3 protein-coding genes are annotated in these 3,144 nt (G+C 67.5%); all 3 read right to left on the minus strand.

Annotated elements, in window-relative coordinates; translation table 11 throughout:
- A partial coding sequence (locus G3N97_RS37525) for a PfkB family carbohydrate kinase (RefSeq protein WP_241031079.1) occupies positions 1–566 on the minus strand: 566 nt, incomplete at its 3' end.
- Positions 563–1,051, minus strand: coding sequence for an RbsD/FucU domain-containing protein (locus G3N97_RS37530; RefSeq protein WP_205997803.1), 489 nt, complete (start codon positions 1,049–1,051; stop codon positions 563–565). The genes G3N97_RS37525 and G3N97_RS37530, both read right to left, overlap by 4 nt.
- 104 nt (positions 1,052–1,155) lie before the next feature.
- The coding region (locus G3N97_RS37535; protein WP_205997804.1) for an aldehyde dehydrogenase family protein at positions 1,156–3,144 on the minus strand (1,989 nt) is incomplete at its 5' end.

Genomic DNA, 3,144 nt, shown 5'->3' on the forward strand with positions numbered 1-3,144 from the left:
TCTTCGGTTTCGTTCGGCGTGACGTAATCGCAGAGCGCGTAAATATCGTCGGGCAGCGCCATCGCGGGCGCCGGATTGAACACCGTCGTCACGCCATGCCGGCGCGCGATTTCGAGGCCGCGCCGCGCCGCGTCGAGCGGCTGTTCGAGCTGCGTGACGAACACGCGCGACGCCGCGATATCGGCTTCGATCGCTTCGGCGTCGGCGGCGGCCATCGTGCCGGCCGCGCCCGGCGCCACGATGATCGCGTTCATGCCCGTGGTTTCGTCGACGAAGATATGCGCCGCGCCCGTGGCCATGCCGTCGATGGCCGGCGCGCGCGCAGTGATGCCCTCGGCGGCCCACGTCGCGCGCGCGATCTCGCCGAACGCGTCGTTGCCCAGACGCGTGCAGAACACCACGTCCGCGCCCGCGCGCGCCGCCGCCACCGCCTGATTCGAGCCCTTGCCGCCCGGCCCCATCGCGAACGCCGAGCCCGCGATGGTCTCGCCGATCACCGGCATGCGGCTCGCGCGAAACGCGAGATCGGTCACATAGATTCCGAGGATGACGACGCGCTCGCTCATCGTCCCGGCTCCTGCGCGGTCTTTGCGCTTGGCGCGTCGGGCGCGAGAATCACGCCTTTGGTGAAGACGAAGCAGCCGTAGCCGCGCGCCTCGCCCGTGGCGATCACGCAATAGGCCTTGCGCGCGCGGGCGTAGAACGCGTGGCGCTCGATTCCCGCGAACGGCACGGCGCGGCATTCGGCGGCGTCGACTTCGGCTTGCGCCTCGCGCTGCACGGTGGGAATCGTGTCCGGTTCGCCGACCACTTCCATGCGCATCGCGGGCGTTTCCACGAAGGTGTCGAGCGGCAGCACCGAGAGAATGGCGCGCACGGCACGCGGCGCGTCGGCGCCGTCCATGCGTAGCAGCTTGCCGAGCACTGTCGCGCGTGCGACAGAATCGGCCGGAAAATTCGCATCGCAGACGATCAGTTCGTCGCCATGACCCATCGCACGCAGCGCCTGCAGGACGTCGGCGTTCAGCAGCGGGTCCAGATTCTTCAGCATGAATGTCTCCTCCGTAGAGTGTGCGGCGCGCGCGTTTGTATTTATGCGCTCGCGTGCCGCTTAATCAATCACTGTCGATCGCCCTCAATCACCCTCAGTCACCCTCAATCACCATAAGGAATCCAGATGTTCTTCACCTGCACCGCGTGACGCAGGAACGGCAGTCCCGCATTCGCGCGATCGAACCAGTCGAACTGCTTGCCGTAATCGACGAAGGTGCGCTTGAGATTGCCGACCGATTCGCGCTCCGCGAGCGCCGAATCGGCCGCCGTGCCGAAGCACCAGAGCGCGTCCACGTCGTCGTGTTTCGCGAGCGCGGGCAGCAACGCGGCGCGCTCGCCGGTCAGAATATTGAGCACGCCCGCGGGCACGTCCGAGGTCTCCACGACCTGATAAAAATCCGTGGCCGCGAGCGGGTTCGTCTCGCTCGCGAGCACCACCACGCGATTGCCCATCGCCAGCGCGGGCGCGACGAGCGACACGAACGCGAGCAGCGGCGCTTCGTCCGGACACGCGATGCCGATCACGCCGAGCGCTTCGTGCATCGCGAGCGCCACGCCGCGCAGCGGCGGCGTGTGCACCGCGCCGTCGAACTTGTCGGCCCACGCGGCGTAGCTGAAAAGACGATCGATGGCGGCGTCCACTTCGCGCGTGGCGGCGCGTGCGTCGTAACCGGCGCGGCGCACGACTTGGCGCGCGAATTCTTCGGCGCGTGCGCTAAGATTTTCCGCGAGGTAATACAGCACCTGGGCGCGATTGTGCGTGCTCGCCTGCGTCCACTTCTGCGCGCCGCGCGCGGCGGCCACGGCGTCGCGCACGTCCTTGCGGCTGCCCGCGCCGACTTCACCGACCCACTCGCCATTCGGCGCATAGACCGGATGCGAATAGCCGCTATCCGGACGCACCTGCTTGCCGCCGATAAAGAGCTTCGGCGTGCGGTCGAGCGCATTGCCCGACACGCCCGTCTCCTGACGCGGCGCACTCTGCGCGCGTGGCGCACGCATCGGCAGCTTGCTCCAGTCGGAAGGCTTCAGATATTCGTAGACACCTTCGCGTCCGCCCTCGCGCCCGAAGCCCGATTCGCGATAACCGCCGAAGCCCACGCTCGCATCGAACAGATTCGTCGCGTTGATCCACACGACGCCGCATTGCAGACGCGGCGCGATATCGAGCGCGCGCCCGATGGTCTCGCTCCACACGCTGGCCGCGAGTCCGTAGCGCGAATTGTTGGCGAGCGCCACGGCTTCCTCGGGCGTGCGAAAACTCATGGCCGCGAGCACCGGGCCGAAGATTTCTTCCTGCGCGAGCGTCGACGCGGGCGCGACGCCGGTCACGAGCGTCGGCGGATAGAAACAGCCGCCCGCGGGCAACGCGACGTCCGCCGGTTGAAAGACCGTGCAACCCTCGCGCTTGCCCGTTTCCACGAGCGAGCGGATGCGTTCGAGCTGCACCGGATCGACGATCGCGCCAATATCGATGCCCTTGTCGAGCGAATTGCCCACGCGCAACGTGTTCATGCGGCGCTTGAGTTTGTCGATGAAGCGCGCTTCCACGCCTTCCTGCACGAGCAGGCGCGAACCGGCGCAGCACACCTGGCCCTGGTTGAACCAGATCGCGTCGACCACGCCTTCGACCGCGCCGTCGAGATCGGCATCGTCGAACACGATGAACGGCGACTTGCCGCCCAGTTCGAGCGTGAGCGACTTGCCCGAGCCCGCCGTGGCGGTGCGAATGTGGCGGCCCACTTCGGTCGATCCCGTGAAGGCGATCTTGTCGACGCCCGGTTGCTCGACGAGCGCCGCGCCCGTGCCGCCGTCGCCCGTCACCACGTTGAGCACGCCCTTCGGCAAGCCCGCGCGATGCGCGAGTTCGGCGAACAGCAGCGCCGTGAGCGGCGTGTATTCGGCGGGCTTGAGCACCACGCAGTTACCGAGCGCGATCGCGGGCGCGACCTTCCACGCGAGCATCAGCAGCGGAAAATTCCACGGCACGATCTGGCCGATCACACCAAGCGGCGACCAGCCCGATAGTTCGGCATCCTGAAGTTGCGCCCAGCCCGCGTGATGCAGGAAATGACGCGCGACCAGCGGTAC

This window comes from Paraburkholderia sp. Ac-20347 (genome assembly GCF_017104805.1).
GTDB classification, from domain to species: domain Bacteria; phylum Pseudomonadota; class Gammaproteobacteria; order Burkholderiales; family Burkholderiaceae; genus Paraburkholderia; species Paraburkholderia tropica.

Excerpts from the sequence above, each read along its gene's own strand:
- G3N97_RS37530 (WP_205997803.1), bottom strand. The coding sequence starts at position 1,051 with ATGCTGAAGAATCTGGACCCGCTGCTGAACGCCGACGTCCTGCAGGCG.